The organism is Commensalibacter sp. W6292M3 (assembly GCF_016101315.1).
Classification (GTDB): Bacteria; Pseudomonadota; Alphaproteobacteria; order Acetobacterales; family Acetobacteraceae; genus Commensalibacter; species Commensalibacter melissae.
In genome coordinates, this window is the sequence record NZ_JACFQT010000001.1 from 1,044,911 (window position 1) to 1,070,212 (window position 25,302).

Genomic DNA, 25,302 nt, shown 5'->3' on the forward strand with positions numbered 1-25,302 from the left:
CCATTTTGAATAATAAAGTTTCCCTACAGATTTATCCCATTCTTTTATCAGAAGAAGTAAAAAACGAATCTTTTTTAAAAACAACCCTGCAATTTCCTGACAATTTATTACTGGCTCAAATGTTGGGAGATCATGACCGCTATTTGGTTCAAATTGAAAACGAACTTCAGGTCAACATGGGTTGTCGGGGAAACTATCTGGTCATTGAAGGGGATATCCAACAGGTTGAACTTACCAAAACAGTAGTAAGCAATCTGTATCAACATATATATACTCATAATGAAATTAACTCTACCATCGTTAATAATTTCATACGCATGGCCTATAACGGACTCTTATCCATTCTTTATCCATCAAAACAAAATGAACCTCCTGAATCCATGGAACTCAAACAACCAGAATCAATTCCAACAATTTCTGTACGTAAAGGTACCATTTCACCTCGCACAACGGGACAGGCAAACTATTTGAAAATGCTGGCAAGAAATGAAATGGTTTTCGGAATTGGTCCTGCTGGAACAGGAAAAACATTTCTTGCTGTAGCCCAGGCAGTTTCCATGCTTTTATCTGGTCAGATTGATCGTATTATTCTATCTCGTCCCGCTGTAGAGGCTGGCGAGCGATTGGGGTTTCTTCCTGGAGATATGAAAGACAAAATTGACCCATATCTTCGTCCCCTTTACGATGCTCTATACGCCATGATGCCAGGAGATCAAGTTGTCAAAAGACTGACCAGCGGGGAAATTGAAGTGGCTCCTCTTGCCTTTATGCGAGGTAGAACACTTGAACATGCCTATGTCATACTTGATGAAGCCCAAAATACCACTCCTGCTCAGATGAAAATGTTTTTGACACGGTTAGGGGCTGGTTCACGAATGGTCATAACCGGTGATCTTAGCCAAATTGATCTGCCCCCCATGATCAAATCAGGATTAAAGGATGCAGTTGATACATTACAGGGTGTTTCCGGTATTGAGATTCTTCGTTTCAAGGCAGAAGATGTTGTCAGACATCCTCTTGTTAATCGTATTGTAAGGGCTTATGACAAACAATCAGCAAAATTAAAAATATCTTCCGAGAATAAATCCTAGAAAGAAATTTCCTGATGACGTTCCTCTTCCGGCAATATCGATATCAAATTCTTGATTTTCTTTTTAGTGAAGTAATAATTATACAAGACAAGAGGTGGTATAAACTGATTCCTGATCTCAAGGAATTAATATACCGTATTTATACCCTGCATCCTTTTGCTGAACAAACCACGCTTTGTTTTGCCAATGACCAGAAAATACAAAAATTTAATTGCCAATTCAGGAATAAAAATAAACCTACAAATGTTCTTACTTTTGAGCATCCAGATCCCCAATCCTATGGAGGGGACATTATTCTTGCCCTGGAAACCATTCAAAAAGAATCCCGTCGAGCCCGAAAACCAATGCGCCATCATTTGACACACCTTATTTTTCACGGCTTATTGCATTTAGAGGGATATGACCACCTTAAATGTAATGAAACAAAAATCATGGAAATGAAGGAATCCTATCTTTTAGGTAAAATCGGGATCCCGAATCCCTGGAAAAATTCGTCTTTTGGGAGTATATAGCCATGTTTCGTGCGCCAGGTAATAATGCGCCGAATAATACCGCATCAGAACAGTCACAATCAAACACAAAGCCAAACCGTTACAAATCTTTTTTTAAACGTTGGTTCCATCAAAGACATCAGCACAATTTGCGACAATCAATTGTCAACCTTGTAGATGACAGAAACAATCATTTACCTACAATTCCCGATGACAACAAGGAGGAATTCAATCCGCATGAGCGATTACTGATCTCCAATATATTGAGATTGAAAGATAAAACGGCTGATGATGTAATGATACCAAGGGCTGATATATTTGCCATTGATGATTCAATCAGTTTCAAGCAGGCACTGGAAATTATGCAGCATGAAAATCATTCCCGAGTTCCTGTCTATCATCAGGAATTAGACAATATCCAGGGGATGTTGCACGTTAAGGATCTTATTTCCTATATTGGACACAGTGAAGATTTCGATTTTGGTAAAGTCATTCGACAGCCCCTTTTTATCGCACCTCAAATACCAGTTCTTGATCTCCTGCTACAAATGCGTGTACACCGGATTCATTTGGGGCTGGTAATTGATGAGCATGGCAGCATTGATGGATTGATAACGATTGAAGATCTGGTGGAAACAATCGTGGGCGATATTGCTGACGAACATGATGAACCTGAGGCCAACATGATTATCGAACGGGGAAACAATACGCTGGATGTGGATGCAAGAGCACATCTTGAAGATCTTGAGGAAAAAATTGGAACATTCTTGACCGAAGAAGAAAAAAATTCAGATATGGATACGTTGGGTGGACTTGTTTTCCATCTGGCTGAACATATTCCGACCAAGGGAGAGGTATTAACTCACCCATCTGGATTGATATTCAGGGTTCTGGAGGCTGACCCGCGACATATACGTCGTCTGCGAATGCATATCCCTCAGAACTGGTCTTTACCCGCATCCAACGATTCAGACACCCTATCAGAAACCAATTCAAACAATATATAACCCTGATTATCAAACAGGGTTCATATCACTCTATAATTTTATAGCTTTCCTTTTAATCCGTTCATCAACCTCTTGTTCCCAAGGAGGATTGGCTCCACGCCGTTCACAAATCATTGCCGCAGCAACCGATGCATATTTTAAGGCTTTGGTAATTTCAGCAGGCGTGATAGTCTTAATTTTGTCAAGTGTCAAAAATCCATTTTTTTGTAAATAGGTCAGGGTTGCCGCCATAAAGGTATCCCCTGCCCCGATTGAATCTACCACATCATCAATATAATCAGGTGGAACATCAATGACTTCATGACCTGGCAGATAACAAAGAACACCCTTGCTTCCACGTGTAATAATAACAATGGAGGTACCCTGATTGATCCAATGTTTGGCAGCATCATCAACTCTGGTGTCAGGCAATAAGAATTCCAGATCAGATTTGGATAATTTAATAATATCCGCCATGGCTGTCAGACGTGCCATACGTGCTCTATAAACAGCTGGATGATGTGTATTGCTGGGTCGACAATTTGGATCAATTGATAAAATTCTTTTTCCTTTTTCCATTCTGAACATCTGCTCACAAGATTCAGAAATAGGAGGTTCAATCAGAGAAGTAGAACCAATGTGGATCAAATTGACATCGTCGGAAAATCCGGGGGATTGTGAACGGACCCATAATCTCGATACAGTATTTTCATCATAAAAGGCATAGGCGGGTTCTTCATTGCCCAATTCAACAAAGGCAAGGGTTGTTTGTTGGTTTCCCCTGGCAACATATCTTACATCAACGTTGGATGTCTCAAGAAATTCCATCAATTTCTCACCCCAAAAATCAGTGGAAATTCCGCCCATAAATCCGACAGCGCCACCAAGACGACCTATTGCAACAGATATATTTGCACAAGATCCGCCCGGGGCTGGACAATAGCAATCTGCACCATCTTTTGTTTTATCGGGAATGAAGTCAATTAAAACATCACCACAAACAATAATCATCCAAATCTCCTTTTTGAAAATACTGCATATTTTGATGAATCACCAAGATGTTACCAACATTATATTAGGGAATACAAATTAAAAAACCAGTATTAATATTTTAAAAAATAGAAATCGAGACACAAATAACAATCCCAATTTATTTAAAAATTCATTTTTAAATAAATTATATTGGAAATAATATTACTCTTTACACCTTATTCATTTCAATCATTCCAAGATTGATATCACCAACAACCCTACGAACATAAGGAAAATCTATGCCTGTTTGGCTTATTACAGCATTGATGCTTGTCTGCTCAAATTTATTCATGACCTATGCATGGTATGGTCATTTAAAAACATTATCCGGCAAACCCTGGTATATAGCTGCATTAATCAGCTGGGGCATCGCTCTCGGAGAATATCTTATCCAGGTTCCTGCCAACAGGATTGGGTTTACAAAACTATCCCTTGGTGAGTTAAAGATTATGCAGGAAGCAATAACTCTTTCCGTATTTATCCCTTTCAGCATATTTTTCATGCATCAGTCTTTTAAGCTTGATTATTTATGGGCCGGTTTATGCGTTATGGGAGCTGTATACTTTATATTTCGTGGTGGTTGAGAGTTTTTTTTACTTGCTTTCCAGAACTGTATGGTTTTTCTTTATTATAAAAATTATAAATGAGAAATAAATAATAATTTTACCAATCCTTTGGGATATTATCTAAATTGAAATTTATCTCATACTTGAACTTATTTTACTGGAAATAATATCATGTCCATAACACGACGCTCCTTACTAGCCTCAGTTTTGCCTGTTTTGACTATTATGGCAACCAAAATTCCGACTCATGCGGAAATACCTAAAAATTTTTCAACTCCTCGTACACTCGGGAATTCCAATGCAAAAGTTCATGTTGAAGAATGGTTTTCGCTAACCTGTGTGCATTGTGGACGTTTTGCACATGATATACTTCCCCAAATACAAAAAAAATATATTGATACTGGAAAAGTTTTCTACATTTTTAAAGATTTTCCCCTGGATAAAGTAGCTCTAAAAGCCGCGATTGTGGCACGCTCCCTACCAGTAGATCAATATAAACCGTTTATTACAGCCCTCCTGAGTAATCTTGATCAATGGGCTTTCAATGAAAATGCTGATCCTTTGCAAGAATTGCAAAAATATTCGATTTTGGCTGGTATGTCCAAAGAGCGTTTTCAGCAGGTAACTCATGATGACGCAATTCAAAAAATAATATTGGAAGAAAGCAATTACGCTGAAAAACATTTCAAAATAGATAGTACACCAACCTTTATCTTCAACGGTAAAAAAGTTGTCGGTGAATTAACGCTTGATAAATTTGATCAGGAAGTTAATGATGCGTTGACAAGACCTGTACCTTCATAATTTCATTACCAACAAACTTATATGCCAATATATTTTACCCATTTAAAAATTTCTGGTTTTAAAAGTTTCGCAAATACGACTTCACTTGATATTTTACCAGGATTAACTGGTATAGTTGGTCCCAATGGATGTGGTAAATCAAATATTGTAGAGGCTATTCGCTGGGTTATGGGGGAAAGTTCCGCCCGTTCCCTGCGGGGTACAGGAATGGATGATGTCATATTTGCAGGAACTGCACGACGTGCAGCCTTTAACATTGGCGAAGTTGCAATAACTCTTGAAAATATTAAAAACCAAACCGAAAACGGGTTTGATGAGGTTATTCCAAACTGTTTTCATAACCAAAATCAAATTGAGATTTCCCGCCAAATTGAACGGGAAGGAGGCAGTCAATATCGCCTTAATGGAAAAATACAACGCGCCAGGGACATTCAAACCCTATTTGCTGATCTTGGATCAGGTCCACGTTCAACAGCAATTATAAGTCAAAATCGCATAGCACAACTTATTTCCGCCTCACCAGAGGAAAGAAGACAGGTTTTAGAAGAGGCTGCAGGGATATCTGGGTTATATAACCGTCGACGAGAGGCAGAGCTGAAATTAAAAGCAACTGAAGAAAATCTAGACAGATTAAATGACCTGAAAGAGCAGCTGACAAATCAAACCCAAACACTTAAAGAACAATCTGTACAAGCCACTAAATACCGTGAGATATCTACAGCTGTACGCGATAAAGAAACCAATTTGCAGATACTTTATTACCAACGAGCGCAAAAACAGCTTCTTGATCTTAAAACGCAAATTTCAATTATTTTAAGTAGAATTAGGGAAAAAGAAAATTGTATTCTGGATTTGCACAACAATCTGAAAGCTATGGAAAAAGAATCCGCTACCCTGCATCAACAGGAAATTCAGACGCGCGTTCATTGTGATCATCAGCGCCAGCAGATTTCTAAACTTGAAAATGAATTAAATCATAAAACACAAGAAATAAAACAATTGAATGACCGGCTGAGAGAAAACAAAACCCAATTGATAGACATACAGTCTCATCTTGAAAATAATCAATCCGATCAGGAAAATATTCTAATCAAAATCAACACAATTAATGAAAAACTTGACCATCATCCAACAAAAATTCTCCAGATTGAACAGGAGGTTAAAACCCTAGAAGAAAAAAGTGCTATCCTGCTTGATTTAATCCATGAAGATGAAAAAAAACTGTCTACATCTATAAATAAAAATCATGAGATAACGCAATATTTTAATCAGGTGAATGATGAAAAAAACAAATTTCAATCCGAATATGAACAGCTTTTATCCGAACAAAAAAGTTGTCTTGAAAAACTTCCTTCAGCTGAAAAACTGCAAAAAAAACGAGAGCAACTAAATATTCTCGAAAAAAAACTAGAGGAGATTGAAGCAAACCGACAAATTCTTCAGAAAACCATTCAGTCCAAGGAATTTGAAAAGGAAAAACAAACTTATCATGCCCAACAGTTTGAAAAAAATTATAATGATCTCAATCAGACAATAAGACAAATCAAATCACAAGAAAAGCGATTAAATGATGATTATCAAAATACTATAAATCAAATCACTCAACTGCAAAGTCAGTCTTTAGCAACAGAAAAACAACAACAATTTCAGGAAAAGTTAATCAACACACAAATTACTCTTGAAAAAAGTAAAAAAGAAATTGATTTGGCACTCGAGCATCATCAAGCAGCCATAAAAAAACGCCTTGAACAGGAAAATTCTTATAATCAAGCATTACAGATCCATGATCAAAACAAAAAGAATCTTGACATAATTCATACCAACTTACAACAGGCACAGAATTCATTCGAGACTTTAACCAAACAACAGGAATATCTGGCCAAACAGCTAATTGCTCCTGAATATCTTCAGGAAAAACAAACACAATATGAAAATATTAATTTACAATTAAAAAAACAGCATCAATTAATTGAACAAATTGAAAATGACCTAAAGAAAAATACAGAAGCTTTGGAAAAACAGTCTTCCATTATCCAACAACATGAAAGTGAAATTCGTAATTTAGAAGCAAGACAGCAAGGATTGGCACAAATCCTCAAACAAACATCAAAGGAAAACATCAATACTGAATTACCAGCCGTTCTTGATCCTTTATCAATACCTCAGAAATGGATAAAAACTATAGCTGCAATTTTTGATGACACTATTGATGCACCAACTGGTCTTGATGCATCCCGGGGCTGGGTTACCCTAAGTAATATCAAGACAACATTAACAGGTGCATTGCCAACCCTGTTTGATGTTATTTCCCCGCCGCCGCCCTTACAAAGAGCATTTCAGCAAATTGGAATTGTAAATTCAGTTGAAGAAGGGGATAAACTTTTTCCCTATCTTTTACCAGGACAAATGCTGGCTACTCAACAAGGAGATATCTGGCGCTGGGATGGTTATTACCAAACACATGCCATTCAAAACAAATCTGCCCAACGATTGGTTCAAAAACACCTTCTGCAAAATATCGAAGAGGATTTAAAACGTCATTTACAAAAATCACCACAGATAGAAAAGTTGTATGAACAATTAAAAAATACACAAATAAAATTTAAAAATAAATTATTGCAAATCAAAAGCGAATATAGGGATATTGAAAAACGCGCACAAATAATTACTCAGGATTTTTACGCTTTGCAAAATGAAGCCAGAATGGCTGAGACGCAATTTAACGCCATTGAACCTGCTGTCCAACAGGCTCAAAACGAGCTTAAAACAAAAAAATTATATTTTGAACAAGCACATAAAAAGACTCAGATACCCTTGCCAGATAAAGAGAAAATTTATCAATATTTACGTATAGAACAAGAAAAAGAACGGATTGTTCAGCAAAAAAAAGAGGATTTTAATAGATTTGAACATCAATATTCCTTAGTCAAAGAACAATATCAACAACGCTTGAACCAAAATGCACAAAACAAAATCCAGATTGAATCTCTACAGGAAAAACTTGCACATCTTGAAATAGAGATTGATAGAAATAGGGAAAATTTAAATAATTTGGAAAGGCAACTGAATCAAGCAGAAAATCCTAAAGAAATATTTCAATCTGTTCATGTTATTGAAGATACGATCAATACGCTTAGCAAAAAGTTAGATAATGAAAATGAATTTTTTCTAAAAACGGAAACTGAATTAAATCAGGCTCAACTTTCTTATCAATCTCTTAAGGAAATTACTATTCAGCAGCAAAGCCGGCTGGATGCCCTGACTCCACGATGTCAGAAACTTGAAAACGATCTAAAAGAAATTTCCGTTCTTTTACATCAAGCGGAATATAATCTTAATCATCGCATTAATTGTGAAGAAATGGAAAATAAATTAAAAAAACTGAAAGAGGACTATGGAATTAATGAAACAGAAAAAGAAAAAAAACGGCTTGACTATCATTTAATTCTTCAAGAAAAAGATAATCTGGACATTCAAAAAAAATCCCTTGCTCAGCAATTGGACAAATGGCAAGAACATTTCAGGGAAAGACAAAACGAAAAAGAGCAAATTCTTAAAAAAATACTGAATCTTGAAAATCAACTTAAAGATATAGATAAACTACCTGAGATCTTAAAATCCAAACTTAATGAATTTAAAAATGCAGAACGGCAATCTGTTGCAAATTATCAAGAATTGCAAAAAAGAAATATAGAATATGATCAAGCAAAAAAAAATGCCGAACAGAATTTACAAAATATAAAGCTGGAAAAAAATAAAATTCAAGAACAACTTATAAAAGCCGAAACCAAAAAAGAACAAGCCGAGATTGTATTTGCTCAACTTGATAGCGACATTACCGACGAAATCAAAAACCTGTCAAACGAGAGAAATGATCATGATCTGGATGATCAGGCAGAAAAAAAATTAAAAAATTCAATTGCATCATTAAAGGCACAGCGGGAAGCACTTGGAGCTGTCAATTTGCGGGCAGACCTCGAATATCAGGAAAAACTGACAGAACTTAACCATCTTGAAAACGAATTCAATGAATTAACCACAGCAATCCAACAGTTACGTGAATCTATCTGTAAACTTAATAAACAGGGAAGAAGCAAATTAAACGCTATTTTTAAGAAAGTGGATCATCATTTTCAGGAATTATTTACCCGTATGTTTAATGGCGGACAAGCTTATCTTAAGCTTTTACCTCATGAAGATCCATTACAATCCGGTTTGGAAATTTATGCTCAACCTCCAGGAAAAAATCTTGCAACGCTCTCTTTACTTTCTGGTGGTGAGCAAGCGTTGACAACCTTATCACTTGTATTTGCTGTCAGCCGATGTAATCCTGTTCCAATTTGTATTCTTGATGAAGTTGATGCCCCTCTAGATGATCCCAATGTTGAACGTTTCTGTAAATTGTTGTCTGACATGTCACAGGCAGGGACACGTTTTTTAGTTGTAACCCATCATCAACTTACCATGAGTCACATGCAACGCCTCTATGGTGTCACGATGCAGGAACGCGGCATAAGCCAACTGATTTCAATTGATCTTGAAGATGCTGTTAAAATTCAACAAAATAAACAACATGAACAACTGGAACTTTATTAGTTTGTCAAAATGTAAATTGTACCCTGGACATAATCAGATTACTTGTGCGTCCAGTTGAATTATAGTAATTATTTCTAGACCGTGTCGCCATTACATGATTATAATCAAGTGATATCCGCATATGTGACGAGGGATACCAATTCAACCCTGTTGCAAATATATTTTGTTTTCCTCCTTGAACCCCAAGATAATGACCGTTTTCATTCATACGATATTTATAATGATTAAGGTTCATGTTACTCCATCGGATTGACCATTCCAAAGCTCCCCATTCTCCCGCGACAGGATTGAAAAAGCTCCCGACAGGGGGAGTGAAAACAGCTTTACTTTCATCATAGGATCTTGGTTGTCCAAACAGGACATAATTGACGCTAATATACCAGCCAGAAAAATGCAAATTGGGCCTATTGCCTGACTTTTCCGCAACCCGTTGCAAAAACATGGAGTAATATTCAGACTGTATCAGAAAACGATTCAATCTTACCGCAAATTCAGGTCCTATTGCCCATATATTATTTACACCCTGAATAGTTCCTGTTCGCAAATAAGGACGGCCCAACCAAACTTGCCCCTCCTGTCCCGTACTTAATGAATATTTTCGGCTATCACCATGTGTCACAAAAGTTGTTGATAAACCCAAATGCATATCATAATGATTGATAGCTAAAGGTCTTACCGCCGCTCTTACAATACCGCCAAGTTCATTTCTTTGAAAATCCTGATAGGTTCCTCCCAACCTTTGTCCGGTAACTGAAGCGCTAAGATAATACCGTTTATTCCAGTGAGTCATCATCAAGGCAAGACGGGCATCTGATCCTGTTAAATTTCTAACCAGATCAACAATCATTGGACGTTCAACCAAAATAAATCCATTTGAGCTTTCAGTATCCAGCATAGTTATGGGAGGTTGTAACAGACCGATAGCGATAATGGTGTTTTCAAATCCGACATATTTTAAATAGGCCTCATAAATGGAATTATTAACCAATGCTGGGCGCCCTGCATCCGGTGTTATATTAATGATGAAATCATCATAGCGGATAGCAACATTAAATCGCCCCCTACGCAAAAATGCCTGTGAACCATCCATTCTAGATCCATTGCGTTTATTATCCGGACCTATAATTCCACCAATATCAAACTGTAAACTTGCCCCAAGAGAGATACTAAATCGACGATCATTGGATACCAGAGTTGGACGTCCCTTGGGAAAATTCAAATTGAAATGACCTATTTGATAAGAAATATCCCTATAAATATCAATGTTTCGAATTTTGTCAGCATTCCACATTGTACAATCCTGTTTATGATCCAAACATAGGTAGATGGATTGTTTGTTTCTGGAATTAGGCAACGCAGAAATCAATGAATTAGAAATACATTCTGTTTGAGCATAGGCAAAAGAAATAGTAGCTTTTAAAACAATAATATTAAATGAATATGACAAAATAGGTCTTATATTCCTATATAAGGCCTCTACACTATTTATTCGATTTTTTTGAACCATGAAGGATCCTACTGTATTAACAGCTTTAAACTGAAGAAAGATTAAACAGAGCAGTTCTGTTTATAAATTTTGTCTCATTTCAGTAATGAATAATCATTCAAATCCTTTTAAATTTGTATATTCTCAAAAACAGCTTAAAGCCTTACCTCTAAAAATCAAGCCCTTGGGAGAATTAAATTTCTAAAAATTAAATTCGATACGAGAAATGAGAATATTACTTTTACGACCAGCACTATTGTAATAATTATTTCTTGAACGAGTGGCAAAAACATAATTATATTCAAGCGAAAATCGCATCTGATCAGCTGGATACCAATTGAAACCTGTTGCGATAACGTGCTGTTTTCCACCATGTATATTTTTTGGTTTGCCGTTATCCCAATCGTATCGATGGCTGTTTAAATTCATGGTGCTCCAGCGTGCTGTCCATTCCAGTGCTCCCCAATCCCCTACCGCTGGATTAAAAAGTGCATTTTTTGGTGCGGAAAAATAGGCACGTTCGGAAAAATATTGTCTTGGTTGACCAAACAAGACATAATTTGTACTGACATACCATCCAGCAAACTTTAAATTTGATCGGCGTGAATTATTTTCCGAATTTCTTTGCAAATCAATTGAGTAATATTCTGACTGAATAATAAAACGGTTGAATCTAAAGGCGAATTCAGGACCTATTGCCCAAACATTGTTTACCCCGTTAATTTTTCCGGTACGAATATAGGGACGCCCCGGCCAGATAAAGGCCTCTGGCAGTGCATTCATGGAATATCTCCGATTATCTCCATGAAATGCGACCGTTCCACTCACTCCCATATGCAAATCATAATTTTGAGATCTTATTGGATGGATGACAGCACGAATAATTCCCCCTTTTTGATTCTTTTGAAAATCCTGATAAAATTTACCAAAACGCTGTCCGGTAACTGAAGCGCCAATATAATAATTTTTTCCCCAATGAGAGGCTGTAAATCCTATTCTGGCATTCGCACCAGCTATATTTCTTATAAGATCAATGATCATGGGGCGTTCTACCAGGGTAAATCCTGCAGATGTTTCAGATCCCAGCAAAGTGACTGATGGTTGTATCAAACCAATGGATAAATCTGTATGATGAAACCCGGTATAATTAAGATTAATCTCATGAAATGAATCATTAACCAATGCACCACGTCCAACATCAGGAGCAACAATAATTTTAAAGTTATCATAGGCAATTGTTATGATAAATCTTGCACGCCTCAATACAGCCTGTGACCCACCCATATCGGGTTGATTATGTTTTTTATCGGATCCTATGAAACCACCAATATCATATTGAATGGACGTTCCAATTGATAGACTGAAATGATTATTCATTGATTTTAATAAAAATCTACCTTTGGGAAAGCTGATTTTAAAATCACCCATGTCATAAATTATATTTTTATATGGATCTAAATAAGTAACCTGATTTGTTTGGAATAAAGAATCGTCATTGGCTTTCGCGGCTGAAACCCAATTCAATAAAAAATATAATGATATTGAATAAATCCCGAATTTTGAAAAAGCCATAGAAGTTTCATAAGATTTTCGCATTTTACAATTTCCATGGATTTTCTTTAATAAAGACCTGTTTAATCTTTGAAAGAATTTTCAATTATTTTTTTCAAATATTAATGTATCCAGTATTGATTATGTATACAATATTTTTGTAATATATTTTTATTTACGTTAAAATATAGTATTATATTTAGAAAAAATAATTTTTCATGTTAAATAAATTTTAAAAATAGCACTTCAAAACCTTAAAAAGTTAGTTGTAAACGTGAAATTATTAGATTGCTATCCTTTTTTCTTAAATGCCATAAATTGTTTCTAGAACGTGATGAAATTATATGATTATAATCAATCATCACCCTGAAATGTGGTGACGGATACCAGTTAAACCCCGTTGCTATGACTTTCTGTTTTCCACCTTGCACTCCTGCTGCATATTTGTTATTTTCATAATCCCCAGCATGACTATTGAGGTTCAGATAACTCCAACGGACTGACCATTCCAAAGCTCCCCAATCCCCAGCGGCAGGATTAAACAGTGAACCTTCTGGTGCTGCAAAAATAGCGCGAGAGGGTAAATAATGACGATGAGCCCCGAAAATCGCGTAATTTAAACTTCCATACCATCCCCAAAAATGAAGATTATCATTATGTCCATATCCCTCATTCTTTCTTGGCATAAAAAATGAATAATATTCCCCTTGAAAAATCAACCTTTTCCATCGTAAGGCAAATTCAGGACCTACAGCCCATATACTGTTGACACCATTGATGGTTCCTGTCTTAAAATCTGCCGCGGAAGGGAAAAGACGGGATTCATTATAACTTACAATAGAATATTTTCTATTTTCACCATGAACGGCAAATGTTCCTGTTACGCCCAAATGAAGATCAATATTTCTTGAAGCTATTGGACGACCCGCCAATCTTAAAACGCCTCCCTTCTGCCCCTGTTGAAAATTGGTAAATTTTTTACCAACGCGTTGCCCTGTATAGCCAACACTGATAAGGTATCGCTGCCCCCAATGAATAACATTGAAACCAGCACGAGGTTCCCCTCCGGCAACATTTCTTAACATATCGATAACCATGGGTCGTTCTGCAAGAAAAAATCCCCTGGAAGTTTCAGAATCCAACATTGATAAAGTGGGTTGGAGTAAACCCCCTCCAATTACCAGATTCTTAATACCTGTATATTTCAAATCCGCTCCGAACAGATCATGATGTTCAAGTCCAAAACGTCCAATATCTGGTGTAACCGTTAAGGCGAAATCAGTATATTTTACAACAATAATCGGACGTCCACGACGTAAAGTTCCTTGATAACTTGAAACTTTTGGTCCATTTGCTCGTTTATTTGGACCTAATAAAGCCCCAATGTCGTAATTAATATAAAGACCAAAAGCGATACTAAGTTTTTTACTCGCTGAATAAAATGTCGGTCTTCCCTTTGGAAAGGCAAGCGTTGAATAACCTACTTGATAATGAAGGTCTTTATATGGATCAACATTTACGACCCTATCCGCATTCCACATTGTGCAACGGATGGATTTTTCATAACAAATATATTCAGCCTGTTGATCATTTTCATCTTTGTCTTTTTTTTCTTCTTTTTCTTTATTTAAAAAAGGAGTTATATTTGATCTCCATCGGTTAGTCTGATAGACATTTGCATAAGAAAATGAAATCGAGATCTTCAAAAAAAGAATACCCATTGTACATGATCGTAAAAACCCTTTTTTACGTCCATATGAGAGGTTACTTTGTACGGCTTCAATATTGTTTACCATTATCAATGACCCCTATATAATTTTATTAGACGAAAATAAGCTCAATACCCATTTGTAAGCAACTTAAGATTGAAATATAATTTCACAAATATTTCAATTTTTATTCAAAAATGTTAAAATAAACCAAATTAAGTTTTTAATAATTTTATAATTTAAAATAATTGTCGAATAACAAACGTGAGATGAGATGTCACTTTTCCGAGATTTTTTCTATTTTGAAAGGTTATTACCCTTTAAATATCAAAAAAAATGGTGCCTGATTTCCGTAAAATTACATAAAAAATTACCCAAAACGATCCCATTGTATCTATACATAAACCATAAGGATGACCCAACATTTGAACCTTTAACTTATCTTGTCTCCGGTAGGTTTCTTCCCAACTTTTGGCGTGTATCTCTTGTTTATCTTCCTGAGAAAACGAACTGTTTACGAATCTATCCAATCGCCAGAATTTTTAATTCCGCTTTACAATCAGTTTCATCAGTAAAAATTCGGGCTCTGAGCCGCTTAACGACGGCTTTAATATTAATTATTATAAATCCTTTTACTTTTATAAAAATTTTTTGTTATCCCTTCATTCATCTAAATAAACGTATTCGAATGGGATTATTACAAAATCAACAAATATTTTTTCCTAATTTACCATATAAATATTGGTACAATTTATATGAAAACTGGAATGGTAACGAGATAAAGAAACTATATGAAAGTAATTATATTCATCTATGGCCTGTTTTTTCATTATTTACATATTATGGTAAAACCATGGAAATTGACTGGAACAATTTTTACCAGCATCCAAATACTAGAGGAAGAACCACTCCCCAAGCTTTTCAAGCACATTATATCATTCTTAAAAATTCAAACGAAATTTTAGAAGAACACAGTTTGGCTGTTTTTGCCGATCAGGCTGCTCGTCAACATTATCCGGCCGCACTTTACGCTGATTCAGATGAAATCAATAATCTGAATGAACACAGCAACCCTGTATTCAAGCAAAATTTTAACTTGTCGATTCTACTGACAGGTTTTCTTACCCAAGATATATGGATTATCAGAAAAGATATATTTGATGATTTCATAAAAGAATTTGATTCTCCAATTCGTTCCATTTATGCCATTAGAATGGCTTTGGCCCTTTATTTATGGAAAAAAAATCATTTTATTTATCATGTCCCTCTGATCTTAAGTCATAGGACTGCAAAAGTATCATTACATGATAAAAATGAAATAATTGAAATCATCAAAATTTTCAAAACTGAACTGAATTGGCAATTTAACGTTAATACCCATACATTTCCCTTTGATATAAATTATATAAATTATCAAAATCCCGTAAGTCTCATCATCCCGACAACCCTCGGTTCCGAAACCATACATCAATGTATTACAAAACTAATAAAAAAAACCTCTTACCCAAGATTAGAAATTATTCTTGTCATCTCGCAAAATAAACCTTTGACAAAACAACAGGAAAAATTTCTCAGTTCATTCCAGTATCATAAACATTTAAAAGTTCTGTTTGTTAAAACAGATCAATTCAATTTTTCGAAAAGTTGCAACGTTGCCATCAGGCATTCTAAATACCCTTTTATAGCCCTAATAAACGATGATATTGAACCTCTGGATCAAAACTGGTTATCCTTAATGATGGGTCATATGCAAAATGAAAAAGTAGGCGCTGTTGGTGCAAAACTATTTTATCCTGATAAAAATATTCAGCATGCGGGCGTTATAATGGGTGCCGCTAATTTATGTGAACATGCCGGTCGTTTTCACAAGTCAGATAATTTTTACCTGACGCATGATCATGAGGTCAGTGCCGTGACAGGTGCCTGTATGGTTATTCGTCGTCTGGCTTTTAACGAGGTTAATGGATTTGATGAGACATTTGAAATAGCATATAACGATATTGATTTCTGTTTACGTTTAAGAGAGAAAAATTATCATATCATCCAGTGTCAGAATGCACAACTGATCCATTACGAATCTCTTTCACTCGGAAATCATTACAAGGGTGAACGTGCCGGAAAAGAACGACAGGAAATTCTTTCCCTGAAAAAAAAACATTTTAAAATCATAAATTATGATCCATTTTATAATCCCAATTATTCCCTGCAACGTGGAAGAGATTACCAGCTTGCCTTTCCCCCTCGCATTTCAATTCCATTTGGATTAACTGAAAATAATGTCTGATTGCAATCCCCCAAGCATTTTAATAGAGAATGTTTCATTAACCTTCAATAATTGTCAATTGTTCAAAAATCTAAACACTGTTTTCCCAGCCGGAAAATTCAGTATTATTCTTGGTGCGAGTGGTGTGGGTAAAAGTAGTCTTTTAAAAATTATTGCAGGATTGCAACCTTGTAAGCTGGGAAGCGTAAAAGCGGATGATAACAAATCTTTATCAAAACGGATCAGTTATATGGGACAACAGGATCTGTTAATGCCTTGGGCAAAAATACTATATAATGTCACCCTAGGCAGTAAACTCCGTGGTGAAAAACCAAATCGGTATAAAGCTTTAGATATCCTTGAACAAGTAGGCTTATCCCATGTTGCAAATGCATATCCATCCGAACTGTCTGGCGGAATGCGTCAACGTATCGCTCTTGCAAGAACACTATATGAAAATCGCCCCATCGTTTTAATGGATGAACCTTTTTCAGCATTGGATAGTGTAACACGAACCAACATGCAAACCTATACGGCAAAATTGTTAAAAGGTAAAACAGTTATTCTTATCACACATGATCCTTTCGAAGCTTGTCGATTGGGAGAACAAATTCAGATTATGGCAGGAACTCCTGCAAAACTATACGATTCTTTGGTAGTTCCTGGATCTATACCTCATCCGCTGGAAAATCTCGACTTACAAAAGGCCCAAGCCCATTTATTATCTCTTTTGATAGAAAAAACACAATCATGAAAACTCATTTACATGAATCTTTTTTAATAAGTATCCGCATTGTTTCATTAATCGGAAGCTTGATTTTTATCTGGTGGTTGATCAGTTTTTTCAATTACATCCCCGCTTATCTTTTACCCTCACCTTCAGCGGTCATTCAGGCTCTAAACATTAATCATCAGCTTTTATGGCAAGCCACGCTTACAACAACACAAGAAACCATAATAGGGTTGGTAATTGGATGTTTTTTTGGAATGTTTCTTGCTCTTTTTATGATACTTGTTCCTTTTCTCCGTCACTGGTTAATGCCCATCATCATTATCAGTCAATCAATTCCCACCTTTGCTCTAGCCCCTTTACTCGTATTATGGTTTGGTTTCGGAATAAGTTCAAAAGTTGTAATGACCGTTATAATGATTTTTTTTCCCGTAACTTCATCCTTTTTTGACGGCCTAAACAGAACACCTCAAGGATATCTTGATTTAAGCAAAACCATGAATACATCTGCCTTACGACAACTTTTATTTATACGTATTCCTGCTGCTTTACCCGCTTTTTCGTCAGGTTTGAAAATCGCGGCAGCTATCGCTCCCATTGGTGCGGTCATTGGAGAATGGGTCGGCGCGTCTTCCGGTTTGGGATATTTAATGCAAAACGCCAACAACCGTTTTCAAACAGATTTGATGTTTGCCGCCCTTTTGATATTATCATTCATGACAATGAGTTTGTGGGTAATCGTTACATTAACAACAAAAACCTTAATTTCCTGGTCAAATGAATAAAATTAATTATATTAGCATCTGACCTTCGGAACAAACTTCCTTAAAGGAACGAATTATGACACTTTCAAATAGACCTGCTTTTGCATAAGGATCACTGATGGCAAATCCCTCGGCAGCCGCACGATCTTCCACATTCAGAATAATGAGTGAGCCACAACTTTTTCCCTCATTATCCAATAAGGGGCCAGCAATTTTTATTTGTTTTTCATAAGTCTTAAGATACGCCAGATGTTGAGAGCGAACAGCCATTCTCATTTCTAGAGACGAAGGTTTGTCATTACACATTATTACAAATAACATTTGTTCTCCCATCACTACTTTACAAATCTTGAATAAAAAAACATATTATGACCAAGAATGGATAAGCTTGCCAGTTTTTTAAATATAAAATATCCTCTTATTTTCCATAAACCCTGATTATTTTTCAATGACTGATTCGAGAACTCTATCAAAACCAAGAAGTAATCGATTTTTTTCAATCAATCGATTGGCAAATCCGAAATTTTTTTTTCAGTTTACGACAAAACTGCAGCCCTGGATCAACGGGTTTGCTTTGTTTTTCATCGTCATTGGAATAATATGGGGCCTTTTTATCTCCCCAGCAGATTGGCAGCAAGGGGATAGCGTAAGAATTATGTATATTCATGTTCCCATGGCCATGCTTGCCAGTGCCGGTTATATTTTACTTGCTTTTTGCGGTTTTTCATCCCTAGTCTGGAAACATCCCTTAGCCGATCTAGCGGCCAAAGAAATTGGACCTGTTGGAGCTATTGTAACTGCCCTATGTTTAATAACGGGGTCCATTTGGGGAAAACCCATGTGGGGCACTTGGTGGGTTTGGGATGCACGATTAACATCAGTTCTGATATTGTTTTTTCTCTATTTAGGACATATCACTTTATGTCATGCCTTTGATGAACCTCAAAAGGGTTATAAGGCAGCTTCCATTCTTGCCCTTGCAGGCGTTTTTGATCTCCCTATAATCAAATTCAGTGTTCAATGGTGGAACACATTACATCAGCCAAATACATTCAGTTTAACCCATGCCTCTTCAATCACTCTTTCCATTGCTACCCCATTGATTTTCTGTTCGCTGGGTTTTTCCCTTGGATTTATAGGTATACTATTTACACGAATTCGAACCGCCATTCTTGAAAACCAGATCCATCGCCTACTTATCAATTCACAATCTTTGTCAATGCAATGATCATGTCGCATCTCCCCTACTTGATTTCCGCTTATGGAATTACCCTGTTAACTGTTTTGGCTTTATGGCTTACCACTTATAGACGATTTCACCAGGCAAAAAATAAACTGGACATTATGAAAAAACTTAGTCATGAAACGTAAAACTCAACGTCTATGGATAATCCTAACTTGCATGATAGGCTTCGCGATTGCAATCGCATTGATTTTATCAGCTTTTTCAAGTAATTTAGTCTATTTCAAAGTTCCTTCCCAACTCATAAACCAATCCATATCTAATTCTACCACAATACGATTGGGAGGAATGGTTGTAGCCAATTCCCTTCATCATCAGAATGACCATCACACACCAATCGCTATATTTGATATTACAGATGGAAAAGCTGCCATTCATGTAAAATATAGAGGCATTTTACCTGATCTATTTCGAGAGGGACAAAGCGTTATTGCCATTGGTTACTTAAATCCTCAAGGAATATTCATCGCCACTGAAGTATTGGCCAAACATGATGAAACTTACATGCCTAAAGAAATCGCCGACGCTTTGCGCAAAAATGGCAAGTGGGATCCGCGTTTTGGTCCACCACCCGATCCAGACAGCTGGAACCACATGATAAAACCCCAATAAGCAATGGAATGACAAATGTTTTCAATTCTTCTAAGTCCCGAACTTGGTCATTTTGCATTGGCACTTGCCTGCTGTTTGGCGGGGGCTCAATTTGTTCTGCCATTACTAGGAAACAAAAAATATAATTTTCATTTAATGAATCTAGCGTCCCCCTTGGCATGGGGACAGTTTTTCACTCTGTTGATAACATTTATTTGTTTGGTCACAGCAGCATTGAATAATGACTTTTCCGTGCAAAATATCTTACAGAATAGTGCAAGTGACAAACCCATTCTTTATAAAGTAACAGGCATATGGGGAAATCACGAAGGCTCAATTCTCTTGTGGGCATTTATACTTTCCTTTTTCGGGGTTCTTTTTTCAAGTTTCAGTCATCATCTTCCATTTTCATTGAGAATAAAAATCATAGCCATTCTTGGCGGATGCGCAGCTGGTTTTGAACTTTTTTGCCTGATTACATCAAATCCTTTCCTGCGAATCTGGCCTGCCCCGATGGAAGGTCAAGGTATGAACCCGCTACTTCAGGACCCGGGATTGGCGTTTCATCCTCCAATTCTTTATACTGGCTATGTAGGTTTTTCAATTCCATTCGCCTTTGCTGTTGCCGCATTGATGGAAAAACGAGTTGATGCAGCCTGGGGACGATGGATTAGACCCTGGGTTATTACTGCATGGGTTTTTCTTACCGCTGGTATAGCAATTGGATCATGGTGGTCCTACTATGTTCTTGGATGGGGAGGCTACTGGTTTTGGGATCCTGTCGAAAATGCCGCATTAATTCCATGGTTGACGGGAACCGCCTTATTACACTCAGCCTTGATCGTTGAAAAACGTGAAGCCCTGAAAGCATGGACGATTTTTCTTTCCATTATAACTTTTTCTCTTGCATTATGTGGAACTTTTCTGGTTCGTTCTGGCATATTAAATTCCGTACATGCATTTGCATCAGATCCAACCCGTGGAATTTTCATTCTTGTATTACTAACAATTATTTGTGGAGGTGCTTTGGTTCTGTTTGCGTGGCAGGCTCCACTTCTTTTATTCACAGCATTATTTGCGCCCCTATCTCGAGAAGGCTCAATCATACTCAATAATATATTATTCTGCTCCCTGGCTGCCATTATTTTGGTTGGCACCCTCTACCCTCCTGTTTTACAAATGATTGATGGAGAAACTATTTCCGTTGGAAAACCATTTTTTGACAAAACCTTTATCCCTCCGGCCCTCATTGCAATTTTTTTTATGGCATTTGCACCTTGGTTGGCATTTAAAAAAGCAAAAATAAAAAATTTGCTTCGTCCTTTATCCATTATGGGAATTATTACGATCATTATCGTCATCGCAAGTTTTATTTATTTACATCGTTTCTTGCCAGCCATTGCGACAGGAGTTTCATTCTGGGTAATCATGGGTGCCTTCACAGATTGCAGCGGTAAATTATCTTTATTTCATACCTCTTTCAAAAATAATATCAGCCGAATGAAAAATTTACCCAAATCCTTTTATGCTGCCTATATTGCTCATATTGGCGTTGCTGTTACCTTATTGGGGATTGTGGGAATGGCCTATAGTCAACAAAAAATTGTTGAGGTACCTATTGGGACAACTCTGCATCTGGCGGGCTATGAATGGACCCTGGAATCTGTACAGAAAAGAAATGGACCCAACTATCAATCCGAGGAAGCGGTTCTTAAAATCAGTAGACATAATAAAACAATATGCTGGATGTTTCCTGCCCGACATTTTTTTCCTCGCCAGCAACAGGTCATAACAGATGTAGCCATTCATACCAATTTTATCGCTGATTTGTACGCTGTTCTTGGAGATAACAGGAACAATCATGACAAAGCTAGCGTCTATGTCCTGAGATTACATTTCAACCCCTTGGCACCCTGGATCTGGATCGGTGGTTTCATTATGATATTAGGCGGTATCATCACCCTTATTGATCTTTGCGCCAATAAGAACAATAAAAAATTTTCTATGCAAAAAATGGAACAATCATCATGAAATCCATTACCCGACGACGATTGATATGGGGATTACCACTGGGTGCAACCGTTCTTGCAGGTGGAGGGTTTGCCACGATGCTATCCAGTTTAAAAAAAGGAAAATTCGATCCGCATAAAATAGAACTTCCCAATTTGAACAAACCTATTCCAAATTTCAAACTCAAGCCGATATTATCCTACAAAAATTTTGACAGCCTATTGTTAAAACAACAGCACAAACCCGTATTAATCAATTTTTTTGCTTCATGGTGTCTACCCTGTATCAGTGAGATGCCAATTTTGAATCAGCTTTCCACCAGGCTTTCCATATGGGGCATAGCTTATAAAGACAAAAATAATACGATAGACCAGTTTCTAAACCGTCATGAAAATCCATATCAATATCTAGGACAGGATGATGAGGGGATGATTGGAATCAATTGGGGAATTTCTGGCGTGCCTGAAAGTTTTTTTATTATCCCGGGGGGAATTATACGTTGGCATTATGCCAAACCTTTGGATAAAACTGCCGTTTCATCCCTGCTTTCGCTTGTAGGTACCTGATCAATGCGATTAGTTATCATTCTTGTCCTGATAATCATAAACTTTTTTTCTATTCCCACCTATGGTCTCGACAGCCCTGATGAAATATTGCCAAACCAACGGCAGGAAAAAAAAGCCGAAGAGATTGGCTCGCAATTACGCTGTCTTGTTTGCCAGAATGAATCCATAGAAGACAGTAATGCCGAACTGGCAAGGGATCTAAGAAAAGTCGTTCGCCAACACGTTCAGGCTGGTGAAACCGATGATCAAATCATCCAATGGATGGTTGACCGTTACGGCAATTTCGTGCGGTTAAGTCCTCCCCTTAATCTTGCAACCGCGTTATTGTGGTTTATGCCTTTACTTGCCCTTTTGACAGGGTGTCTAATAGCTCTCATAAATTTCAGGAAAAAAGGGTTGAAGCCATCTCCCTTAAATAAAGATGAAGAAAAACGTCTCGAAAAATTGATGAAAGAACCTTGATCCATGTTATGGATAATGATGATTTTAATCAGTCTTATCAGTTTGATACCCTGTTTTATAAGTCTGTACCGGAAAAAATATCCTTCAATAGCGAACAATCCTTCAATAGCTTTTTACCAGTTACAACTTAAAGAACTGGAAAGTGAATTGCGACAGGAATTGATTTTACCAGAAGAATATCATCAGGCAAAACTTGAAATTCAACGCCGGCTTTTAAATTCGGACGATCAAAGTGAAAAAAATAATTCCATATCTTGTGATCCGGCAACCAATGGTCATTTTTTTATTCTGTGCGGCTTGATTTGCATTCCCCTGACCGCCATAGGTCTCTATTTGCTTAATGGTGTACCTGCCTTGCCTTCTCAACCCTTACGGACAAGAATAGCTGAACAGCAAAAACAGAATAAAGATCTCGCACCTTATGTAAAACAATTGAAAGAAAAAATTGTCACGCTTGCTTATAATGATCCGAAACGGATAGAAGGTTACCTCTTACTGGGTCGGATTGAGGCTGAACAAGGTCAGTTAGACAATGCTATTCAAGCCTGGAAAACAGCTCTTGACCAACGTTTTGACCCTTATCTGGCCGCGCAAATTGCCGAACTGATAATTCAAAAAAATGGTCAAATGACCGAAGAATCATTCACTCTTTTCCAACAGGCCTTACAACGCGCACCTTCAGATGCACCGTGGCGAAATATGGCTGAACAGAGAGTCATGGAATATCAGAAAAACAATCCTTAATTCTGTTTGGATTGATAATCCCTGAAAGCATTATATAAAAAAAACAATATTTGTCGCGGTAAGATGTAAAACATATTCCGCCATATAAATTGATGGCGATGGAGATTGAGACGAACTTCCGTGACCACCAAAATGATTTCGCAATTCTGGCACCCCTGTTTTGAGAGTCATGATATAACTGTCGATTGTCTTTTCCATCCCAACAGGAAACAATCCATTTTTATGTATAATTTTTATAAGGTCACTGGCCCGGTTGTTTGGATCATATTCCCATTCACATTCATTGCAAATCGATTTCAACAAAGATTCAAAAGCACGATTACATGCGACAATACAATCCTTGATATATTGATTCCGGTAATGTTTATGTGCATTACTATATTCTTCATTAACCTTTTCAAAAGCCTGATTATGAATAATCTCCAATGCAGGTTTAACGATTTCCTTATGAACATATTGATGATCAATACGGATTATTTCACCATTTTCATACTGATACCCTACGCCTGCATATAGGAAACGTTTATTTAATTCCTCAATCAACCCAATTAAGAATTTATCATTATTGAACTTATAATTAGGATCAACTTTTGAGAGAATTGTTATCCTTATTCCAATTACACGATCTAAAACATGTTCATATTTATTATCTTTTTTGACAATATAAGATTCAAATCGATCAATAAAATTCAATGGATTAGGGTCTAAAAATTTTTTTCCCCATTCTTTTGATACAATATAATAAATAGAAATCCACAAATCTTCTCTGTCTTTTGAACAATATTTATATATGGTTTCTAATAAATTCCTTATAATGAAAAAATCTGTATTTTTAATTCTTTAGAAAAACAGTCATAAATATAGACATCATTTTTATTAGCCTTTTCAGCTTTTATACGATTTGAATAAAGATTCAAGATTACCATTTTTAAAAACTTCAATTTTTATGGAATTAAAATATTTATTACATTGTATTCAATGAAAAAGCGGTTTGACGTTTCTTTTCTGGCGGAGGGTTGGGCTGACAGGAGATAAGATAGATGCCAAATACAAAAATTGTATTACTGATGCTGTTCAATAATAATGTTTCCTGAAAACGCTGATCCGCGACGATTCCTAGATAGATTGAATAGATTGCAAATGGAATCGAGATAATTCTTATGCCTGCCAGCATCATACGAAACGGATTGAGAAATCCTATCCGAATAATGGATTGCATACGATAAATGGATAAATAAAATAACACGCCAAGACACCATGCCATTACATTAAAAAGCACAGAAAAAACACTCATTTCAAAATAAAGAACAAGTAGAATCAGGGAACCGGCTGAAAAAACCAGCGATCCGAGCTGTAAACTCATTCCAATTTTCAATGCTGACCATTTTTCTGGCAGACGGTCAGCAATTGGTTGGAAAAAACGATCCAGCAACCATAGATCAAGAGCGAGAATTCGATCAGAAATGGGGGGTTTATTATTTGAAAACATGAAACTTTTATCCAGCAACTTTTAAAAAAAGTTATAGCATTATATCAAGCTTAATCAAACAATATACATTTCCAAAAATTATATTTTAACCTTCGCAAAAAGAACCCGCTTTAATTAAAAAGCGGGTT

The 25,302-nt window shown here is 36.5% G+C and carries 23 protein-coding genes; 16 read left to right on the top strand and 7 right to left on the bottom strand.

What is annotated here, in order from left to right:
- Nucleotides 1–5: 5 nt before the first annotated feature.
- Genes H3T57_RS04700 through H3T57_RS04710 form a run of 3 tightly spaced genes read left to right on the top strand, consistent with a single transcriptional unit; the run spans nt 6 to nt 2,589 of the window.
- Nucleotides 6–1,091 carry a PhoH family protein gene (locus H3T57_RS04700; RefSeq protein WP_370552822.1) on the top strand — a complete coding sequence of 362 codons (1,086 nt, stop codon included), beginning with the start codon at nt 6–8 and terminating at the stop codon, nt 1,089–1,091.
- Between the two features lie 14 nt (nt 1,092–1,105).
- Complete coding sequence (gene ybeY, locus H3T57_RS04705) at nt 1,106–1,603, top strand: rRNA maturation RNase YbeY (RefSeq protein ID WP_198193349.1); 498 nt, start codon at nt 1,106–1,108, stop codon at nt 1,601–1,603.
- A 2-nt stretch (nt 1,604–1,605) separates the two neighbouring features.
- Nucleotides 1,606–2,589: a hemolysin family protein gene (locus H3T57_RS04710; protein WP_198193350.1), complete on the top strand. Its 984-nt coding sequence runs from the start codon at nt 1,606–1,608 to the stop codon at nt 2,587–2,589.
- Nucleotides 2,590–2,619: 30 nt separating this feature from the next.
- Here the strand turns inward: H3T57_RS04710 and H3T57_RS04715 are convergent, their stop codons facing one another.
- The gene (locus tag H3T57_RS04715) at nt 2,620–3,579 is read right to left on the bottom strand and encodes a carbohydrate kinase (protein ID WP_198193351.1); all 960 of its coding nucleotides are present in this window, start codon (nt 3,577–3,579) and stop codon (nt 2,620–2,622) included.
- 260 nt (nt 3,580–3,839) lie between these two features.
- Between H3T57_RS04715 and H3T57_RS04720 the strand changes: the two genes are divergently transcribed.
- The 3 genes from H3T57_RS04720 to H3T57_RS04730 all read left to right on the top strand — a co-directional run bounded on the left by H3T57_RS04720 (nt 3,840) and on the right by H3T57_RS04730 (nt 9,566).
- Entirely contained in the window at nt 3,840–4,184 is a 345-nt protein-coding gene (locus H3T57_RS04720) for a DMT family protein (RefSeq protein ID WP_155565218.1), read from the top strand.
- Nucleotides 4,185–4,337: 153 nt separating this feature from the next.
- A complete protein-coding gene (locus H3T57_RS04725; protein ID WP_198193352.1) occupies nt 4,338–4,970 on the top strand; it encodes a thioredoxin domain-containing protein in 633 nt (210 codons plus the stop codon).
- A 21-nt stretch (nt 4,971–4,991) separates the two neighbouring features.
- On the top strand, nt 4,992–9,566 hold the full coding sequence (locus H3T57_RS04730) for an AAA family ATPase (protein WP_198193353.1): 4,575 nt from the start codon (nt 4,992–4,994) through the stop codon (nt 9,564–9,566).
- Between the two features lie 4 nt (nt 9,567–9,570).
- On the opposite strand, the gene H3T57_RS04735 is transcribed toward H3T57_RS04730, so the two are convergent.
- The 3 genes from H3T57_RS04735 to H3T57_RS04745 form a co-directional block, all read right to left on the bottom strand.
- Nucleotides 9,571–11,073 carry an OprO/OprP family phosphate-selective porin gene (locus tag H3T57_RS04735; RefSeq protein ID WP_198193354.1) on the bottom strand — a complete coding sequence of 501 codons (1,503 nt, stop codon included), beginning with the start codon at nt 11,071–11,073 and terminating at the stop codon, nt 9,571–9,573.
- Between the two features lie 180 nt (nt 11,074–11,253).
- Complete coding sequence (locus H3T57_RS04740; protein WP_198193355.1) at nt 11,254–12,648, bottom strand: OprO/OprP family phosphate-selective porin; 1,395 nt, start codon at nt 12,646–12,648, stop codon at nt 11,254–11,256.
- A gap of 209 nt (nt 12,649–12,857) precedes the next feature.
- A complete protein-coding gene (locus H3T57_RS04745; RefSeq protein ID WP_198193356.1) occupies nt 12,858–14,399 on the bottom strand; it encodes an OprO/OprP family phosphate-selective porin in 1,542 nt (513 codons plus the stop codon).
- 187 nt (nt 14,400–14,586) lie between these two features.
- On the opposite strand from H3T57_RS04745, the gene H3T57_RS04750 reads away from it, so the two are divergent.
- From H3T57_RS04750 to H3T57_RS04760, 3 genes are read left to right on the top strand one after another with little or no spacing between them, the layout of a single operon-like run.
- A complete protein-coding gene (locus H3T57_RS04750) occupies nt 14,587–16,596 on the top strand; it encodes a glycosyltransferase (RefSeq protein ID WP_198193357.1) in 2,010 nt (669 codons plus the stop codon).
- Entirely contained in the window at nt 16,589–17,329 is a 741-nt protein-coding gene (locus H3T57_RS04755; RefSeq protein WP_155571777.1) for an ABC transporter ATP-binding protein, read from the top strand. The genes H3T57_RS04750 and H3T57_RS04755 overlap by 8 nt, the downstream gene beginning before the upstream one ends.
- On the top strand, nt 17,326–18,090 hold the full coding sequence (locus tag H3T57_RS04760; protein ID WP_198193358.1) for an ABC transporter permease: 765 nt from the start codon (nt 17,326–17,328) through the stop codon (nt 18,088–18,090). Before H3T57_RS04755 ends, H3T57_RS04760 begins: the two co-directional genes overlap by 4 nt.
- Before the next feature lie 6 nt (nt 18,091–18,096).
- Here H3T57_RS04760 and H3T57_RS04765 read toward each other — a convergent pair whose 3' ends face one another.
- Nucleotides 18,097–18,390 (bottom strand): YciI family protein, encoded by a 294-nt coding sequence (locus tag H3T57_RS04765; RefSeq protein ID WP_122123336.1) that lies wholly within the window; start codon nt 18,388–18,390, stop codon nt 18,097–18,099.
- Between the two features lie 127 nt (nt 18,391–18,517).
- Between H3T57_RS04765 and H3T57_RS04770 the strand changes: the two genes are divergently transcribed.
- The 7 genes from H3T57_RS04770 to ccmI are packed head-to-tail and all read left to right on the top strand — an operon-like array spanning nt 18,518 to nt 23,685.
- On the top strand, nt 18,518–19,297 hold the full coding sequence (locus H3T57_RS04770; RefSeq protein WP_155569044.1) for a heme ABC transporter permease: 780 nt from the start codon (nt 18,518–18,520) through the stop codon (nt 19,295–19,297).
- A 2-nt stretch (nt 19,298–19,299) separates the two neighbouring features.
- Nucleotides 19,300–19,440, top strand: coding sequence for a heme exporter protein CcmD (locus H3T57_RS04775; RefSeq protein ID WP_196424223.1), 141 nt, complete (start codon nt 19,300–19,302; stop codon nt 19,438–19,440).
- The gene (ccmE, locus tag H3T57_RS04780) at nt 19,430–19,924 is read left to right on the top strand and encodes a cytochrome c maturation protein CcmE (RefSeq protein ID WP_155565208.1); all 495 of its coding nucleotides are present in this window, start codon (nt 19,430–19,432) and stop codon (nt 19,922–19,924) included. Before H3T57_RS04775 ends, ccmE begins: the two co-directional genes overlap by 11 nt.
- 15 nt (nt 19,925–19,939) lie before the next feature.
- Nucleotides 19,940–21,934, top strand: a complete 1,995-nt coding sequence (locus H3T57_RS04785; RefSeq protein ID WP_198193359.1) for a heme lyase CcmF/NrfE family subunit — start codon at nt 19,940–19,942, stop codon at nt 21,932–21,934.
- The gene (locus H3T57_RS04790; RefSeq protein WP_198193360.1) at nt 21,931–22,479 is read left to right on the top strand and encodes a redoxin domain-containing protein; all 549 of its coding nucleotides are present in this window, start codon (nt 21,931–21,933) and stop codon (nt 22,477–22,479) included. The genes H3T57_RS04785 and H3T57_RS04790 overlap by 4 nt, the downstream gene beginning before the upstream one ends.
- A 3-nt stretch (nt 22,480–22,482) precedes the next feature.
- Nucleotides 22,483–22,941, top strand: coding sequence for a cytochrome c-type biogenesis protein (locus H3T57_RS04795; protein ID WP_122123330.1), 459 nt, complete (start codon nt 22,483–22,485; stop codon nt 22,939–22,941).
- Nucleotides 22,942–22,956: 15 nt separating this feature from the next.
- Nucleotides 22,957–23,685 carry a c-type cytochrome biogenesis protein CcmI gene (gene ccmI, locus H3T57_RS04800; protein WP_198193361.1) on the top strand — a complete coding sequence of 243 codons (729 nt, stop codon included), beginning with the start codon at nt 22,957–22,959 and terminating at the stop codon, nt 23,683–23,685.
- Nucleotides 23,686–23,715: 30 nt separating this feature from the next.
- Here the strand turns inward: ccmI and H3T57_RS04805 are convergent, their stop codons facing one another.
- Both H3T57_RS04805 and H3T57_RS04810 read right to left on the bottom strand, forming a co-directional pair.
- Nucleotides 23,716–24,522: an STM4504/CBY_0614 family protein gene (locus H3T57_RS04805; RefSeq protein ID WP_198193488.1), complete on the bottom strand. Its 807-nt coding sequence runs from the start codon at nt 24,520–24,522 to the stop codon at nt 23,716–23,718.
- Nucleotides 24,523–24,649: 127 nt separating this feature from the next.
- On the bottom strand, nt 24,650–25,174 hold the full coding sequence (locus tag H3T57_RS04810; RefSeq protein ID WP_198193362.1) for a hypothetical protein: 525 nt from the start codon (nt 25,172–25,174) through the stop codon (nt 24,650–24,652).
- Nucleotides 25,175–25,302: the final 128 nt, after the last annotated feature.

Coding starts and splice junctions, on each gene's coding strand:
- H3T57_RS04735 (WP_198193354.1), bottom strand. CDS start 11,073: ATGGTTCAAAAAAATCGAATAAATAGTGTAGAGGCCTTATATAGGAAT.
- H3T57_RS04725 (WP_198193352.1), top strand. CDS start 4,338: ATGTCCATAACACGACGCTCCTTACTAGCCTCAGTTTTGCCTGTTTTG.
- H3T57_RS04740 (WP_198193355.1), bottom strand. CDS start 12,648: ATGCGAAAATCTTATGAAACTTCTATGGCTTTTTCAAAATTCGGGATT.
- H3T57_RS04745 (WP_198193356.1), bottom strand. CDS start 14,399: ATGGTAAACAATATTGAAGCCGTACAAAGTAACCTCTCATATGGACGT.
- ccmI (WP_198193361.1), top strand. CDS start 22,957: ATGATGATTTTAATCAGTCTTATCAGTTTGATACCCTGTTTTATAAGT.
- H3T57_RS04760 (WP_198193358.1), top strand. CDS start 17,326: ATGAAAACTCATTTACATGAATCTTTTTTAATAAGTATCCGCATTGTT.
- H3T57_RS04750 (WP_198193357.1), top strand. CDS start 14,587: ATGTCACTTTTCCGAGATTTTTTCTATTTTGAAAGGTTATTACCCTTT.
- H3T57_RS04715 (WP_198193351.1), bottom strand. CDS start 3,579: ATGATTATTGTTTGTGGTGATGTTTTAATTGACTTCATTCCCGATAAA.
- H3T57_RS04810 (WP_198193362.1), bottom strand. CDS start 25,174: ATGTTTTCAAATAATAAACCCCCCATTTCTGATCGAATTCTCGCTCTT.
- H3T57_RS04765 (WP_122123336.1), bottom strand. CDS start 18,390: ATGTTATTTGTAATAATGTGTAATGACAAACCTTCGTCTCTAGAAATG.
- H3T57_RS04730 (WP_198193353.1), top strand. CDS start 4,992: ATGCCAATATATTTTACCCATTTAAAAATTTCTGGTTTTAAAAGTTTC.
- H3T57_RS04785 (WP_198193359.1), top strand. CDS start 19,940: ATGTTTTCAATTCTTCTAAGTCCCGAACTTGGTCATTTTGCATTGGCA.
- ccmE (WP_155565208.1), top strand. CDS start 19,430: ATGAAACGTAAAACTCAACGTCTATGGATAATCCTAACTTGCATGATA.
- H3T57_RS04795 (WP_122123330.1), top strand. CDS start 22,483: ATGCGATTAGTTATCATTCTTGTCCTGATAATCATAAACTTTTTTTCT.
- H3T57_RS04720 (WP_155565218.1), top strand. CDS start 3,840: ATGCCTGTTTGGCTTATTACAGCATTGATGCTTGTCTGCTCAAATTTA.
- H3T57_RS04755 (WP_155571777.1), top strand. CDS start 16,589: ATGTCTGATTGCAATCCCCCAAGCATTTTAATAGAGAATGTTTCATTA.
- H3T57_RS04710 (WP_198193350.1), top strand. CDS start 1,606: ATGTTTCGTGCGCCAGGTAATAATGCGCCGAATAATACCGCATCAGAA.
- ybeY (WP_198193349.1), top strand. CDS start 1,106: ATGACGTTCCTCTTCCGGCAATATCGATATCAAATTCTTGATTTTCTT.
- H3T57_RS04790 (WP_198193360.1), top strand. CDS start 21,931: ATGAAATCCATTACCCGACGACGATTGATATGGGGATTACCACTGGGT.
- H3T57_RS04770 (WP_155569044.1), top strand. CDS start 18,518: ATGACTGATTCGAGAACTCTATCAAAACCAAGAAGTAATCGATTTTTT.
- H3T57_RS04775 (WP_196424223.1), top strand. CDS start 19,300: ATGTCGCATCTCCCCTACTTGATTTCCGCTTATGGAATTACCCTGTTA.